This is a genomic window from Streptomyces sp. NPDC049813 (genome assembly GCF_044465085.1).
GTDB lineage: Bacteria > Actinomycetota > Actinomycetes > Streptomycetales > Streptomycetaceae > Streptomyces.
Window position 1 is genome coordinate 138181 of the sequence record NZ_JBITLI010000009.1, and the last position, 14538, is coordinate 152718.

Below are 14538 nucleotides of genomic sequence, written 5' to 3' on the forward strand. Positions count from 1 at the left end.
CGGCGGTTTCACGAGTTCTCGATCACAATCAAACAAAGAACGCCATGGGAACTGTTCACTTATTGAAGGCTGAGGCGTAGGTTCCGGTCTGATTCAGTTCGCGCAACGAAGCGAGTTCCCATGCAGTCCCCCACACTGTCTGCCTCCACCACGCTGGCCGAAGGGCTACGGCTGCCCACCAACGGCCTCGACTACGCGATCCTCGCGATCTACTTCGTGGTCGTCCTCGGCATCGGCTTCATGGCCCGCCGGTCGGTGAGGACGAGCCTCGACTTCTTCCTCTCCGGGCGCTCCCTGCCCGCCTGGGTGACGGGGCTCGCGTTCGTCGCCGCCAACCTGGGCGCCACCGAGATCCTCGGCATGGCCGCGACCGGCGCGCAGTACGGCGTCGCCGTCGTCCACTGGTACTGGATCGGCGCGATCCCGGCCATGGTCTTCCTCGGCCTGGTCATGATGCCGTTCTACTACCGCTCGAAGGTGCGCTCGGTCCCGGAGTTCCTGCTCCAGCGATTCGACAAGTCCGCACATCTGCTCAGCTCGGTCCTGTTCGCCTTCGCGGCGATATTGATCGCGGGCGTCAACCTCTACGCGCTGTCGATCGTCGTCGAGGCGCTGCTCGGCTGGCCGCAGTGGGTGGCCATCGTGGTCGCGGGCGCGTTCGTCCTCGCGTACATCACCATCGGCGGTCTCTCCTCGGCGATCTACAACGAGGTCCTCCAGTTCTTCGTGATCCTGGCGGCCCTCATCCCCATCTGCATCATCGGCCTCAAGCGGGTCGGCGGCTGGGGCGGCATGAGCGACTCGCTGAAGGCGCAGCACGGCGACAACTTCATGTCGGCCTGGGGCGGCACCGGCATCGGCGACGCCAACCCGCTCGGCGCGAACTGGCTCACCATCGTCCTCGGCCTCGGCTTCGTCCTCTCCTTCGGCTACTGGACGACGAACTTCGCCGAGGTGCAGCGCGCCCTGTCCGCCAAGAACCTCTCGGCGGCCCAGCGCACCCCGCTGATCGCCGCGTTCCCCAAGATCTTCATCGTCTTCCTGGTGATGATCCCGGGCATGGTGGCCGCGGTCCTCGTCCCGAAGATCGGCGGCGCGGGCTCGGACCTCACCTACAACGACGCGATCCCGTACCTCATGCAGGAACTGCTGCCCAACGGTGTCCTCGGCATCGCGGTGACCGGTCTGCTGGCCGCCTTCATGGCGGGCATGGCGGCGAACGTGTCGTCCTTCAACACCGTGTTCACGTACGACATCTGGGCCAAGTACGTGAAGACCGACAAGCCGGACGGGTACTACCTGAAGTTCGGCCGCGCCATCACGGCGATCGGTGTGGTGCTCTCGATCGGCACGGCGTTCATCGCGTCGTCGTTCTCGAACATCATGGGCTACCTCCAGACCCTCTTCTCCTTCTTCAACGTCCCGATGTTCGTCGTCTTCATCATCGGCATGTTCTGGAAGCGCGCGTCCATGAAGTCCGGCGTCTGGGGCCTGCTCGCGGGCACCTCGGCCGCGATGATCAACTACTTCTACATCTACAAGCAGGGCGTCATCGACATCCCGACCGACCAGGGCGCCAACTTCGTCTCGGCGATCGTCGGTTTCGTCGCGGGCGCGGTCGTCATGGTCGTGGTCACGCTCTTCACCGCCCCCAAGCCGGAGGCGGAGCTGGCAGGCTTGGTGTACGGCACGACGGCGCCGGGCCTGGAGGAGCCGCCCGCCCAGGGCGACGACGCCTGGTACCGCAGGCCGGCGCTGCTCGGCTGGGGCGCCGTCGTCGTGGCCGCGCTCTGCTACCTCCCCTACTCCCTCTGATCGGAGGCACGACCCATGTCCGAACTGCAGAACGAAGTCTCCGAGCTGGAGAGCAAGTCGGCGACGGCGGCCCGTCTCTTCGACATCCGGCGCATCATCGGTGGCCTGTTCGTCGTCTACGGCGTCATCGTCACCATCGCCGGGATCACCGCCTCCGACGCCGACCTCAAGAAGGCCGAGGACATCAACATCAACCTGTGGACGGGCCTCGGCATGCTCGCCCTCGGCCTCTTCTTCCTCATCTGGCTGAAGCTGCGCCCGATCGCGCCGCCGACGCCGGACGAGTCCGTGTAGCGGTCGTACGACACGCCGGAGGGGCCGGAGCCTCCCTGCCTACGGGCGAGGAGGCTCCGGCCCCTCCGGCGTGTGCGGCCCGCCTCCCGCCCGGCTCAGCGGGCCAGCAGTGAGCGGAGCGCGGCGGCGATCTCGTCCGGCGCCTCCTCGGCCATGAAGTGGCCCGCCCGGGTCAGCCGGTGGTCCAGGTCCGGGGCCCAGGCCCGCCACACCCCCGCCGCGTCGTAGCCCAGGCGGGAGCCCCAGTCCTGCTGGACGACGGTGACGGGCATGGCCAGGTGCGAACCGGCGTCCAGGTCCGCCCGGTCGTGCGTGACGTCGATGCCCGCCGAGGCCCGGTAGTCCGCGACGATCGACGGCACGGCCGCGGCGCTCGCCCGCAGGTACGCGGCCCGTACCCGCTCCGGCAGGGCGGCCGGGTCGGCGGCCCACGCGTCGAGGAACGAGCCGAAGAACGCGTCGGCGCTGTTGGCGATCATGGTCTCCGGCAGGCCGGGCGGCTGCGCCATCAGGAACAGGTGGTAGCCGACCGCGGCCGGTACGCCCTGGAGGACCTGCCACATGTCGAGCGTCGGCACGACGTCCAGGATGCCCAGGTGGGTGACGGTCTCCGGGTGGTCGAGACCCGCCCGGAAGGCGACGAGGGCGCCGCGGTCGTGGCCGGCCAGCGCGAACCGCTCATGGCCCAGCGCCGCCGCCAGGGCCACCACGTCGGCGGCCATGGCGCGCTTGGCATAGACCTCCGGGCCGGTCGCGGCGGGCTTGTCCGAGGCGCCGTAGCCCCGCAGGTCGGGACAGATGACCGTGTGCCCGTCCGCGAGCCGCTCGGCGACGTGCCGCCACATCAGGTGGGTCTGCGGGAACCCGTGCAGCAACACGAGAGGGCTGCCGCTGCCGCCGACGGCGGCGAAGAGCTCCACGCCGTCCGCACCGGGCAGGCGAACCGGGGTGAAGCCGGGGATCGAGAGGGGCATGAGGGACCGTCCTTTGTGCGAAGAGTTACGGGGACGCCGGCCCGGCCAGCGTGAACGAGGACGATCAGCAACCGATCAGTACGACGCGCTGCACCGGTGACCGGGAGGACACGAGGGGCCACCCCTCAACAGGAGAGCTGCGGGGACACCAGCCCGGCCGGCCCGCGACCCAGGCGATCAGCAAGGACCAGGAGGGCATGAGGGGACGCCCCTCAACAGGACAGCTACGGGGACACCAGCCCGGCCGGCCCGCGACGCAGGCGATCAGCAACCGATCAGCGCGACGGAGCGGAGCGCCGCCGCACCGCCGAGGATGGGGGCATGCGAATCGACGTGCTCGGTGCCGTGCGGGCCCTCCGTGACGACGGCACCGCGGTGGAGCTGGGCGGGCCCCGCCACCGCGAGGTCCTGGCCCGGCTGGTCGCCGCCGAGGGGCGCCTGGTCACCACCGACACCCTCGTCGACGACCTGTGGACCGACCCCCCGGCCCGCGCGGTGGGCGCCCTGCGCACGTTCGTCGCCGCACTGCGCCGCGCCCTCGAACCCGCCCGGCCGCCCCGCGACCCGCCGCGCCTGATCGTCACCGAGGGCCCCGGCTACGTCCTGCGCCTGGCCCGCGAGGACGTGGACGTCCACCGGTTCCAGGACGCCCTGGCCCGCGCCCGGCACACCCCGGGCGCGGTCACCGCCCTCGGCGCGGCGCTCGCCGCGTGGCGCGGGCCCGCCTACGCCGACGTGCCCGACTCCGCGTGGGCGCGGCGCGAGCGGACCCGCCTGGAGGAGCTGCGGCTCGACGGGGTGGAGCTGCGCGCCCGCCTCCTCCTCGACGCCGGGCAGGGGGCGGCGCTCGTCGCCGAGCTGGGCGCCCACGTCGCCGAACACCCCTGGCGCGAACCGGCCTGGGGCCTGCTCGCCCGGGCCCTGTACGCCGCGGGCCGCCAGGCCGACGCGCTCGCCACGCTGCGCCGGGCCCGCACGATGCTCGCCGGGCAGCTCGGGCTCGACCCCGGCGCCGAGCTGCGGCGCCTGGAGACCGACATCCTCACCGGCGCCCCACCGCAGCCCGGCGCACCGGCCCCCTGGAGCGGCCCCGGCGTCCGGCTCGGCCCGCGCACCACCGTGGAACTGGCCCGCACGCTCGCCCTGGCGGGCGGCGACGCGCTCGTCCACGCGCGACGCGACCGGCTCACCGCGATCCAGGCGGCGGAGCGCACCGGGGACCGCTTCCTGACCGCCCGCATCATCGGCGCCTACGACGTGCCCGCACTGTGGAGCCGCGCCGACGACCCCGGGCAGTCCCGCGCCGTCGTCGAGGCCGCCGAGCGCACGCTCGCCGCGCTCGGCCCCGGCGCCCCCGCCGACCTGGCCGCCCGGCTGCTGGCCACGGTCGCCGTGGAGAGCCGCAGCGCCGGTCTGTCCGCGGCCGGGCGACGGCGCGCACGGCAGGCCGCGCTGCGGGCCGAGGAGCTGGCCCGGGGCCTGGCCGACCCCGCGCTGCTGGCCTTCGCCCTGAACGGGGTCTTCCTGCACTCCTTCACCGGCTGCGGGCGCGCACCGGCACGGGACGTGATCGGCGCCGAGATCCTGGAGCTTACGACGCGGCACGGGCCGGCCCACTTCGCCGTCCTGGGCCACCTCGTGCGGTTGCAGAGCGCCTCGGCACTCGGCGACCTGCCCGCCGCGGCCGCGCACGCCGAGGCCGCCGAACGGCTCGCCGCCACCACCGAGGCGCCGCTGGTGCCCGTCCTCACCACGTGGTTCCGGGCCCGGGTCACGGCGGCGCGCAGCACCGAGCCCGGCGGCCCGTCCGCCGCGGCGGCCGCGGCCGGGTACCGCGCCGCCGAGGACGCCCTGCGCGACGCCGGTATGCCGGGGCTGCACCGGGGGCTGTTCCCGCTCGCGCTGCTCGGGCTGCGGCTGCTGCACGACCGGCCCGCGCCCACCGACCCGCACCTCGACTGGGGCCCGTACCTGCCCTGGGCCCGGCCGCTCGTCCTGCTCGCCCAGGACCGGACCGGGGAGGCCCGCACGGCGCTGGCCGCGGTGCCCGAGCCCCCGGCCGACCACATGCAGGAGGCGCTGTGGTGCCTGACCGCCCGCGCCGCCGTGTCCCTGGACGCGCGCCCGGTCGCCGCGCGCGCCGCCGCCGCCCTGCGGGAGGCCGCGGCGGAGGAGGCGGGGGCGGGCTGCGGGATGCTGACGCTGGGGCCGGTGGCCCGGTATCTGGAGCAGGCGCGGGTCTGTGCCGGGCAGGAGGCGGGAGCCGGGGAGTGAGGGGGCCCGGGAGCGGCACGGGCACCACGCAATACGTCCCGCCCCGCTCGGGAGCGGGACGGGACGTATTCGATGGAGCGCCGGGCAGGCCTTGCACCTGCATCTCCCCGCAGGAAGCGGGACGTCTTTCCTTGGACCACCAACGCACTGTCCGTCAGCCGCAGTTGCGGTGACGACAAGATCGACTGTAGCTCAGGATTCCGGATCTGGCGAATCGGGGGACGCCGGGGTCGCGGCGGCGGCCGACGCCGTGGCGATCGGGCCCGCACGGTCGAGGAGTCCGGTCCGTGCGGCCAGGGCGGCGGCCTCCAGGCGGGAGCCGACGCCCAGCTTCATCAGCACCCGCTGGACGTGCGTGCGCGCCGTCGACGGGGCGATGCCCATGCCCGCCGCGATCAGCCGCGTGTCCTCGCCGTCCGCGACCCGCACCAGGACCTCGACCTCACGCGGCGTCAGCAGCTGCAGCAGCCGCTGCCCCTCGTCGTCGGGCTGGGCCGCGGGGTTGAGCAGTTCGGCGAACGCGCCCTGGAGCAGGGCCGGGGCCACCGCCGCCTCACCGGCCCTTGCCTTCATCAGGGCCCGCTCGACGCCCTCTATGCGCTCGTCGTGGCGGACGTACCCGGAGGCGCCGGCCGCGAACGCCGCCGCGATGCCGCGCGGCGACGGCACCGGGCCGAGCACCACGACCGCCACCTGGGGGCGCTCCCGCTTGATGCGGACGACCGGGTCGAACGTGCCCGGTTCGGCCGGGGTCGCCGTGCCGATGAGGCAGACCTCGGGCGCCCGGGAGATGACCAGGTCGGCCGCGCCCGCGGCGGGCGCCGCGGCGGCGAGCACCCGGTGCCCGCGCAGCTTCAGGGCCGAGGCGAGCGCCTCGGCGAGCAGGCGGTGGTCGTCGACCACCATGAGCCGCACACCCATTGAGCCAACCCCCCAGTTCGCCCCAGAAGCAGCCTTGGACTCCCGGGCCCCCCATGGGCGGGCGGAGCCCCCCGACTCCCCCGCCCTCTTTCATCCCCCGGAAGCTACACGCTTGTTCGACGTTGCGCGCCCCCTACCGGAGAGAAGCGGCCCGCAATGCTGAAAACCCGGTCAGGCAGGGGTGATTGCCGGTAGTGGGGCCCAGGGCCGGGCGTCTTCCGGCGCCGACGCGGCGGCCCCGCGCCCGGGTTCGGGTGCGGGGCCGCCGACGGGCCTTCGGGCCGGGCTACTTGGCGGTGAACCCGAGAGCGGCGTACTGCTTGTCGTCCGCCGAGTAGGGCTCGCTGATCAGGTCCTTGCCGAGGAACAGCCGGCCGTTGGAGTACAGCATCTCGGAGGACTTCGGCACCATGCGGCTCAGGGCGTCCCGCACGGTCCGCGTCGCGGGCGTCTCCAGCAGCTTGGTCTCCTTGCCGCCCTTGGGAGCGATGGTGACGACCTGGGCGCCCTTGTCGTAGGGGCCATCCTTGTACGCCAGCACGTTGCTGCCGTCCATGCGCAGCGGGAAGATCTCGTAGCCCGGGCCGCTGTCGAAGCGGTCGCCGGTGATCTTCCCGTCGGCGAGCGAGAACGACACGATCTCGTTGACCCGGTCGGTGCCGCTGCCGTCGTGCTGCTGCGAGGGCAGGTACAGCCGGTCGTTGCCGACCACTACGCCCTTGCAGCCGTGCACCTCGCCGACCTCGCAGTCGATGTCGTACTTCTCCGGATCGACGGTGATCTTGGCGCGCAGCTTGTTGCCGGTGTCGTCGAGGGAGAAGGCGTCGGTGTACTTGACCTCGTCGCCGAGGGCGACGCCGAAGGTGACCGGCTTGGTGGAGAAGACCGAGAGCAGGTTGACGCTGCCGGGCGTGCCGGGGACCTTGTACGTCGACTTCGGCTTGCCCGAGGCCGGGTCGAGGACCTGGACCTCGTAGGTCTCGGCGTCGAAGTCACCGCACTTGCGGACGGCGACGAGCTGCTCGCCGCCGCGGTAGCCGACGTCCTCGCAGCTGCCCTGCTGCGGCTTCCACAGCGACTTGCCGGACGTGATGTCGAAGGCCGCGCCGCCGTCGAAGCCGCCGCCGACCGCCAGGGTGGTGCCGCTGATGGACAGTTCCTTGAACGCGATCTTCTGGCCGCCGGCCTCGACGCTGTCCGACCACACCTTCTTCCCGGTGTTCACGTCGAACACCGTGATCTCGGTGCACTTGAAGTAGTCCTTGTCCTTCTTGCGCTTGCCGTCCTCGGAGAGCACGGCGGCCAGTCCCTCGCCGGTCACCTCGGGAGAGGCGCCGCAGGTCTGCCCGGACAGCGGCAGGGTCCACTTCTTGGTGCCCGAGTCCGGCTCGTAGCCGACGAGCTGGTCGAGGTCCGCCTTGGCGTAGGTGGAGTCGGTCAGCCAGGAGCCCGCCACGCTCCACACGGCGTCCTTGGCGACCTTGGGCGCGGGCAGCTGGAAGGCGATGCTCGCCGAGGTGGTGCCGGGGACCTTCTCCACGCCGCCCGCGGGGCCGCCCTTGCCCTTGCCGCCGTCCTTGCCGTCGGCGGAGTTCTTCGTGTCGTCCTTGCCGTCGTCGGAGGAGTTCGCGTAGAAGATGCCGCCGCCGACGATCAGGGCGATCACCACGACGGCCGCCGTGATGATCCACACGACCGGCGAGGGCTTCTTGCCGCCGCCACCGCCGGGCGCCGCCATCGGCGTCGTGGGCGGCTGCGGATAGCCGTACTGCTGCTGACCGTAGCCGGGCTGCTGGCCGTAGGGCGGCGGCTGCTGCCCGTACTGCGGCTGGCCGTAGGGCTGCTGGCCGTACGCGGGCGGGGGCGGCTGCTGCGGCTGCTGGCCCGGGTAGCCGTACCCCGGCGCGCCCTGCGGCGGCGGGGGCGGGGTCTGCGGGTAGCCGTAGCCGGGGCCGTCCTGCGGCGGAGTCGGGGCGCCGAAGCCGCCGGGCGGGGGCGGGGTGGGCGCGCCGAACCCGCCGGCGGGCGGGGCGGCGGGCGGCTGCGGGGCCGCGGGGGTCTCGGGCTGCTTGCGCAGCGGGTCCTGCGGCGGCTCGTTCGGCGGCTGCTGCGGGGGCGGGGGCGGCTGCGTCATGACGTGGGTACCTCGGGATGCCTGGGGAGGGGGACGGAAGGAGAGCGGGGGCCTGGGGCGCTGAGCGGTGGCACGGGTGCGGGCGCGCTCACTCGCCGTACGCCAGCATCAGCTTCTGCTGACCCTTGGCGCTGCCGGAGAGGTTGGTGGCGGAGAGGTAGAAGCGCCCGTCGGCCCAGGCGACGTCCTTCGAGTAGAAGCCGCTCTCGATCCCGGCCGTGCCCGCCGGGTTCTGCAGCAGGGTCTTCGGCGTGTGCGCGCCGGAGACCGGGACGGAGACGACCCGCCCAGCGGTGCCGCCGTAGGACGCCTCCATGTAGGCGACGACGGAACCGTTCTCGGTCTTCATCGGCAGCAGCGACTGGTCCTCGGGCGAGGAGACCCGCCAGCGCTCCTTGCCACTGGTGAGGCTGATCGCCACGATCGCGTTCGCGCCGCCCGTCTTGCCCTTGGTCGGCATGTACAGGGTGGAGCCGTCCACCGTCACGCCCTGGCAGCCGTTCAGGTCCCGGGTCAGGAACGAGAAGCCGGCGCCGCACCCGGTGTCGAGGCCGTCCACGCCGACCTCGGCCCGCACCGAGGCACTGCCTTCCTTGAAGGAGGCGATGTTGTACTTCTTGTCGTCCTGGTTCGTGCTGTACACCACCAGCGGGCTGACGGAGTACACGTTCCCGACGGTCCAGTCCTTGGGGAACTTCTTGGTCCACCGGACCTTGCCGGTCTCCGGGTCCAGCTGGCGCAGCTCCTCGTGCGCGTTGTCCCCGCCGGCGCCGCAGGACGCCACCGACAGCAGCTTGTCCTTATTGCCGGTGAAGGCCTTGGGGAAGCAGTCGCTGCCGTACTGCTCGACGACGAACTTCTTCTTCTTGCCGGTCTTCGCGTCCAGCGCGAGCCCGGACATCGAGCGGCCGACCATCAGGGTGTCGCCGCCGACGTAGGTCAGCGAGATGCTGGAGCCGGTCCCGTCGAAGAAGTCGTCCTTGTCCTCGCGCTCGGGGATCTTCGCCGACCAGCCCTTGGCGCCGGTGGCCAGGTCGATCTCCTGGACCTGGTTGCAGTTGGCGCGCGAACTGGTGCCGCTCATGTACGCGACGACGATCTTGCCCGCGCCGGACGGGTTCTTGGTGACGGAGCAGATCTTCTGCGGCAGCGTGATCGCGGGCCAGCTGACCTTGCCGTCCTGGACGCCGTACCCGAGGACTTCCTTGTACGCCGCCTTGACCGCGACCTTGTCGGTGATCCACATGCCGGGGGCGCCGGCGCCGTCGCTGCCGACCTTGGGGGCCGTCTTGTACCAGAGGACCTTCGCCTCGCCGTCCTGCCGGCCCGCGTTCAGGTCCTCCTCGCCGCCGCGGCCGTCGCCCTGGCCGTCACCGGGGTTGACCGGCGCGGAGGCGGAGGCGGAGGCCTCGGGGGCCTTGTCCTTGCCCGCGGTGTCCTTCTTGTCCTTCGCGTCGTCGCCACCGGTCACGGCGAGGACGACACCGCCCGCGACGAGGACCAGCGCGACGGCGCCCGCCGCGATCGCCCACACCTTGCCCTTGCCGCCCTTGCCGCCGGGCGGGGGCGGCGGCTGCTGGGGCGGGTAGCCGTACTGCGGCTGCTGCCCGTAGGGGCCGGGCTGCTGGGCGTACGGGCCCTGCTGCTGCGGGTAGCCGTACGGTCCCGGCTGCTGCGGCGGCTGGCCGTACGGGCCCGGCTGCTGCTGGTACGGGCCGGGCTGCTGCGGCGCCTGGCCGTAGGGGCCCGGCTGCTGCTGGTACGGGCCGGGCTGCTGCTCCTGGGGGTATCCGTAACCGGGCTGCGGCGTCTGCGGCGGAGCGGCCGGTGGCGGCGGCGTCGGCCCCTGGCCGGGCGCCGCCTGCGGATCCTGTGGTGCTCCGAAGCCGCCGGACGGCGGCTGGCTGGGCGGCTGAGTCATCAGCGCTCCCCCCTCTTCCCTGCTGATGTACCGGCACGCCTGGGTGTTTTCCGGACGTTCTCAGGTCGGTCACGGGGTGCGCTCAGGCCGCCCCCAGCGGCCCTTTCTATCACCTGGGACACCCGTGCGAAGGGCCGGTCGAGCCCCTGTTCCCAAGGGTGGACCGGCCCGTGATGCGTCCGTTACGCGCCTACACGAGGCCTTCACGCATCGTCGGCCAGTTCCAGCCAGCGCAGCTCCAAGTCCTCGCGCTCGGCGACGAGTTCCCGCAGCTGTGCGTCGAGTTCGGCCACCTTCGCGAAGTCCGTGGCGTTCTCGGCGATCTGTGCGTGCAGCTTTGTCTCCTTCGCGGAGACCTTGTCCATCTGCCGCTCGATCTTCTGGAGCTCCTTCTTGGCGGCGCGGGCGTCGGCGGCGGACGGGCCGGACTTCGCGGCGGACTGAGCCGCCACCGGCGCGGGCGACGCGGCCTCGATCATGCGCTGGCGGCGCTCCAGGTACTCCTCGATGCCGCGCGGCAGCATCCGCAGAGTGGCGTCGCCGAGCAGCGCGTAGGTGTTGTCGGTGGTGCGCTCGATGAAGAACCGGTCGTGGGAGATGACGACCATGGAGCCGGGCCAGCCGTCGAGGAGGTCCTCCAGCTGCGTCAGGGTCTCGATGTCGAGGTCGTTGGTCGGCTCGTCGAGGAAGAGCACGTTCGGCTCGTCCATGAGCAGCCGCAGCAGCTGGAGGCGGCGCCGCTCACCGCCGGAGAGGTCCCCGACGGGCGTCCACTGCTTCTCCTTGGAGAACCCGAACTGCTCGCAGAGCTGGCCCGCGGTCATCTCGCGGCCCTTGCCCAGGTCCACGCGGTCGCGGATCTGCTGGACGGCCTCCAGGACCCGCAGCGAGGCGGGCAGTTCGGTCACGTCCTGCGAGAGGTAGGCGAGCCGCACGGTCTTGCCGACGACGATCCGCCCGGCGGCGGGCTGCTCCTCGCCCTGGGTGCGGGCCGCGTCGGCGAGAGCGCGCAGCAGGGAGGTCTTGCCCGCGCCGTTCACGCCGACCAGGCCGACGCGGTCGCCGGGGCCGAGGTGCCAGGTGAGGTGCTTGAGCAGCACCTTGGGGCCGGCCTGGACGGTCACGTCCTCCAGGTCGAAGACGGTCTTGCCGAGCCGGGCGTTGGCGAACCGCATCAGCTCGCTGGTGTCGCGCGGCGGCGGCACGTCGGCGATCAGTTCGTTGGCGGCCTCGATGCGGTAGCGGGGCTTGGAGGTGCGGGCCGGGGCGCCGCGGCGCAGCCAGGCCAGCTCCTTGCGCATCAGGTTCTGCCGCTTGGTCTCCTCGGTCGCGGCGATCCGCTCGCGCTCGGCGCGGGCGAACACGTAGTCCGAGTAGCCGCCCTCGTACTCGTAGACGGCGCCCTTCTGCACGTCCCACATGCGGGTGCAGACCTGGTCGAGGAACCAGCGGTCGTGCGTGACGCAGACCAGCGCGGAGCGGCGGGCCTGGAGGTGGCGGGCGAGCCAGGCGATGCCCTCGACGTCGAGGTGGTTGGTGGGCTCGTCGAGGATGAGCAGGTCGGGGTCGTCGATGAGCAGCTTGGCCAGCGCGATGCGGCGCCGCTCGCCGCCGGAGAGCGGGCCGATGACGGTGTCCAGGCCCTGCGGGAAGCCCGGCATGTCCAGGCCGCCGAAGAGGCCGGTCAGCACGTCCCTGATCTTGGCGTTGCCCGCCCACTGGTGGTCGGCGAGGTCCCCGATCACCTCGTGCCGCACGGTCGCCGCCGGGTCGAGGGAGTCGTGCTGCGTCAGCATGCCGAGCCGCAGCCCGCCGCTGTGCGTGACCCGGCCGGTGTCGGCCTCCTCCAGCTTGCCGAGCATCCGGATCAGGGTCGTCTTCCCGTCCCCGTTCCGGCCGACCACACCGATCCGGTCACCTTCGGACACGCCGAGCGAGACGCCGTCGAGCAGGGCCCGCGTGCCATAGACCTTGGTGACGTTCTCGACGTTGACCAGATTGACTGCCATTTCGCTCCTGCCGCGGGGGTACCTGGCTTCCAGCGTAGTCGGGGTACTGGGGTGGGCTTCGCGCCGCGGGGGCCGGGGGTACGTCGCCGGGTGCGGGCCCGGTGGGGGCTGGTCGCGCAGTTCCCCGCGCCCCTGGAGCATGCGGCTCCGCCGCAGCCCCATGGGCGCCCGATGAGAGGCCGCACGAAGTGCGCCTCTCAGGGGCGCGGGGAACGGCGCGAGAAGCCCCACCGACCGGCAGGCGACGACGGGGGCGCACGGAGTGCGCCTTTCAGGGGCGCGGGGAACTGCGCGACCAGCCCCCACCGGCCCGCAGCCGAAAAACAGGGGCGTACGCAGTGGGCCCTTCAGGGGCGCGGGGAACTGCGCGAGAAGCCCCGCCGGGCCGCCGGCGAAGACGCGTCCCGCCCCCGGCGCACCCTCAACCCGTGACGAGTGAGGCCCCCGGCGCCGGGGACACCGCCACGCGCGCCGCCCGGCAGGTGCCGGACGCGGTGAGCGCGGCGGCGACCCGGTCCGCGGCCGCCTCGTCCGCCGCGAGGAACGCCGTCGTCGGCCCCGAGCCGGAGACCAGCGCCGCCAGGGCGCCGGCCGCGGTACCCGCGTCGAGGGTCGCCTTGAGGGACGGGAAGAGGGAGAGCGCGGCGGGCTGGAGATCGTTGGCGACCGTCGCGGCCAGGGCCGGTACGGAGCCGGTGCGCACCGCGTCCAGCAGCGCGGGCGCCGCCACGGGCGCGGGCGCGTCCGGGCTGAGCCGGTCGAACTCCCGGTACACGGCGGGCGTGGACAGCCCCCCGTCCGCGACGGCGAACACCCACCAGAACCGCCCGCCGACGTCGAGGGGTTCGAGCCGCTCGCCGCGTCCGGTGCCGAGCGCCGCCCCGCCGACCAGGCTGAACGGCACGTCGCTGCCCAACTCGGCGCAGATGTCGAGGAGTTCCTCGCGCGAGGCCCCGGTCCCCCACAGCGCGTCGCAGGCCACGAGCGCGCCCGCCGCGTCCGCGGAACCGCCCGCCATGCCGCCGGCCACGGGGATGTCCTTGGCGATGTGGATCCGGACCTTCGGCTCGCCGAGTCCGTGCCGCTCGGCGAGGGCGATGGCCGCGCGCGCCGCCAGGTTCGTCCGGTCCAGGGGGACCTGGTCGGACCCGGGGCCCGTACAGGTGAGGGTCAGGGAGTCGGCGGGCTCCACCGTCACCTCGTCGTAGAGGCCGACGGCGAGGAAGACGTTGGCCAGGTCGTGGAAGCCGTCGGGGCGGGCGCCGCCCACCGCGAGCTGGACGTTGACCTTGGCGGGGACGCGGACCGTCACGCTCACGCGGCCGCCTCCTTGTGCTCGGCGATCCGGGCGAACTCCTCCACCGTCAGGGACTCGCCGCGCGCCTGCGGCGACACCCCGGCCGCGACGAGCGCGGCCTCGGCCGCGGCGGCGGACCCGGCCCAGCCGGCGAGCGCGGCGCGCAGCGTCTTGCGGCGCTGGGCGAACGCGGCGTCGACGACGGCGAAGACCTCGTCCTTGGACGCGGTGGTGGCGACCGGCTCCGCGCGGCGGACCAGGGCGACGAGCCCGCTGTCGACGTTGGGCGCGGGCCAGAACACGTTCCGCCCGATGCTGCCCGCGCGCTTGACCTCGGCGTACCAGTTGGCCTTGACGGACGGCACGCCGTAGACGCGCGAGCCGGGACCCGCGGCGAGCCGGTCGGCGACCTCGGCCTGGACCATGACGAGGGTGCGCTCGACGGTCGGGAAGGTGTCGAGCATGTGGAGGAGGACGGGGACCGCGACGTTGTAGGGCAGGTTCGCGACCAGGGCGGTGGGGGCCGGACCCGGCAGCGCGGTCACCTGCATGGCGTCCATGTTGACCAGGTCGAAGGCGTCCTTCTTCGCCGGGAGGCGGGCCGCGATCGTGGCGGGCAGCGCGGCGGCGAGCGTGTCGTCGATCTCGACGGCCGTCACGTGCCGGGCCACGTAGAGCAGCGCGAGGGTGAGCGAGCCGAGGCCCGGGCCGACCTCGACGACCACGTCGTCCGCGGTGACCTCGGCGGTGCGCACGATCCGGCGGACCGTGTTGGCGTCGATGACGAAGTTCTGGCCGCGCTGCTTGGTGGGGCGGACGCCGAGCGCGGCGGCCAGCTCGCGGATGTCGGCCGCGCCGAACAGGGGGCCTTGGGGGTCAGGGGTGCTCACCGTTCAAGG

At 72.9% G+C, this 14538-nt stretch carries 10 protein-coding genes; 3 read left to right on the forward strand and 7 right to left on the reverse strand.

The window, feature by feature from the left end:
• The first annotated feature begins 120 nt into the window (after positions 1 to 120).
• Positions 121 to 1815, forward strand: coding sequence for a sodium:solute symporter family protein (locus tag ACIBW6_RS19950; RefSeq protein ID WP_399061283.1), 1695 nt, complete (start codon positions 121 to 123; stop codon positions 1813 to 1815).
• A 15-nt stretch (positions 1816 to 1830) separates the two neighbouring features.
• Entirely contained in the window at positions 1831 to 2109 is a 279-nt protein-coding gene (locus tag ACIBW6_RS19955; protein ID WP_399061285.1) for a hypothetical protein, read from the forward strand.
• A gap of 95 nt (positions 2110 to 2204) precedes the next feature.
• Here the strand turns inward: ACIBW6_RS19955 and ACIBW6_RS19960 are convergent, their stop codons facing one another.
• The gene (locus ACIBW6_RS19960) at positions 2205 to 3083 is read right to left on the reverse strand and encodes an alpha/beta fold hydrolase (protein WP_399061286.1); all 879 of its coding nucleotides are present in this window, start codon (positions 3081 to 3083) and stop codon (positions 2205 to 2207) included.
• A gap of 321 nt (positions 3084 to 3404) precedes the next feature.
• Here ACIBW6_RS19960 and ACIBW6_RS19965 point away from each other — a divergent pair, with 321 nt between their 5' ends.
• Positions 3405 to 5357, forward strand: a complete 1953-nt coding sequence (locus ACIBW6_RS19965) for a BTAD domain-containing putative transcriptional regulator (RefSeq protein ID WP_399061288.1) — start codon at positions 3405 to 3407, stop codon at positions 5355 to 5357.
• Between the two features lie 192 nt (positions 5358 to 5549).
• Here ACIBW6_RS19965 and ACIBW6_RS19970 read toward each other — a convergent pair whose 3' ends face one another.
• From ACIBW6_RS19970 to rsmA, 6 genes are all read right to left on the reverse strand, one after another.
• A complete protein-coding gene (locus ACIBW6_RS19970; protein WP_399061291.1) occupies positions 5550 to 6278 on the reverse strand; it encodes a LuxR C-terminal-related transcriptional regulator in 729 nt (242 codons plus the stop codon).
• A 286-nt stretch (positions 6279 to 6564) separates the two neighbouring features.
• Positions 6565 to 8412 carry a PQQ-binding-like beta-propeller repeat protein gene (locus ACIBW6_RS19975; RefSeq protein WP_399061293.1) on the reverse strand — a complete coding sequence of 616 codons (1848 nt, stop codon included), beginning with the start codon at positions 8410 to 8412 and terminating at the stop codon, positions 6565 to 6567.
• Between the two features lie 88 nt (positions 8413 to 8500).
• On the reverse strand, positions 8501 to 10333 hold the full coding sequence (locus tag ACIBW6_RS19980) for a PQQ-binding-like beta-propeller repeat protein (RefSeq protein ID WP_399061295.1): 1833 nt from the start codon (positions 10331 to 10333) through the stop codon (positions 8501 to 8503).
• A 203-nt stretch (positions 10334 to 10536) separates the two neighbouring features.
• Complete coding sequence (locus ACIBW6_RS19985) at positions 10537 to 12342, reverse strand: ABC-F family ATP-binding cassette domain-containing protein (RefSeq protein WP_399061297.1); 1806 nt, start codon at positions 12340 to 12342, stop codon at positions 10537 to 10539.
• A gap of 421 nt (positions 12343 to 12763) precedes the next feature.
• Positions 12764 to 13660 carry a 4-(cytidine 5'-diphospho)-2-C-methyl-D-erythritol kinase gene (locus tag ACIBW6_RS19990; RefSeq protein ID WP_399061300.1) on the reverse strand — a complete coding sequence of 299 codons (897 nt, stop codon included), beginning with the start codon at positions 13658 to 13660 and terminating at the stop codon, positions 12764 to 12766.
• Positions 13657 to 14529: a 16S rRNA (adenine(1518)-N(6)/adenine(1519)-N(6))-dimethyltransferase RsmA gene (gene rsmA, locus ACIBW6_RS19995; protein WP_399061302.1), complete on the reverse strand. Its 873-nt coding sequence runs from the start codon at positions 14527 to 14529 to the stop codon at positions 13657 to 13659. The genes ACIBW6_RS19990 and rsmA overlap by 4 nt, the downstream gene beginning before the upstream one ends.
• Positions 14530 to 14538 lie beyond the last annotated feature (9 nt).

Excerpts from the sequence above, each read along its gene's own strand:
- ACIBW6_RS19970 (WP_399061291.1), bottom strand. The coding sequence starts at position 6,278 with ATGGGTGTGCGGCTCATGGTGGTCGACGACCACCGCCTGCTCGCCGAG.
- ACIBW6_RS19975 (WP_399061293.1), bottom strand. The coding sequence starts at position 8,412 with ATGACGCAGCCGCCCCCGCCCCCGCAGCAGCCGCCGAACGAGCCGCCG.
- ACIBW6_RS19950 (WP_399061283.1), top strand. The coding sequence starts at position 121 with ATGCAGTCCCCCACACTGTCTGCCTCCACCACGCTGGCCGAAGGGCTA.
- ACIBW6_RS19965 (WP_399061288.1), top strand. The coding sequence starts at position 3,405 with ATGCGAATCGACGTGCTCGGTGCCGTGCGGGCCCTCCGTGACGACGGC.
- ACIBW6_RS19960 (WP_399061286.1), bottom strand. The coding sequence starts at position 3,083 with ATGCCCCTCTCGATCCCCGGCTTCACCCCGGTTCGCCTGCCCGGTGCG.
- ACIBW6_RS19955 (WP_399061285.1), top strand. The coding sequence starts at position 1,831 with ATGTCCGAACTGCAGAACGAAGTCTCCGAGCTGGAGAGCAAGTCGGCG.
- ACIBW6_RS19980 (WP_399061295.1), bottom strand. The coding sequence starts at position 10,333 with ATGACTCAGCCGCCCAGCCAGCCGCCGTCCGGCGGCTTCGGAGCACCA.
- ACIBW6_RS19985 (WP_399061297.1), bottom strand. The coding sequence starts at position 12,342 with ATGGCAGTCAATCTGGTCAACGTCGAGAACGTCACCAAGGTCTATGGC.